Source organism: Allocoprococcus comes, from assembly GCF_013300725.1.
Classification (GTDB): domain Bacteria; phylum Bacillota; class Clostridia; order Lachnospirales; family Lachnospiraceae; genus Allocoprococcus; species Allocoprococcus comes_A.
Genome location: NZ_JAAIMM010000123.1, coordinates 1 through 339, shown reverse-complemented (window position 1 = coordinate 339; position 339 = coordinate 1). Strand labels below are relative to the sequence as shown.

General features: G+C 49.3%; 1 pseudogene. It reads left to right on the top strand.

What is annotated here, in order from left to right:
- Positions 1-339 (top strand): annotated as a pseudogene (locus G4407_RS16355) (DNA (cytosine-5-)-methyltransferase); the annotation flags it as partial.

Sequence of the window (339 nt, the reverse complement as noted above, 5' to 3'; positions counted from 1 at the left end):
CACAGGCAGGTGGAATGGGCGGCAAGACAGGATTATATGATGTAGGTGTTCCAATCAAAGAGAATACAAAACTCGGCTACAAACTTGCAAGAGAAGGGGACAGCATCGATCTGGGCTATGCGAATCTCAACAGCAGGAGAGGAAGAGTCGGACACCAGATTGCACATACCCTGACAACAGGTGTTCAACAGGGAACGCTGCACTTTGTCGATCTTTCACCGCCGCCGGTGGTAACGGAAGAATGCAGAAGCCTGAACACCAGACAATGCGGTGTCCACAAATATAAAGGAGAATGTTCCGGTGTATTAGCAGAGGATGGAGCAAGAGCAGTCTTAACAC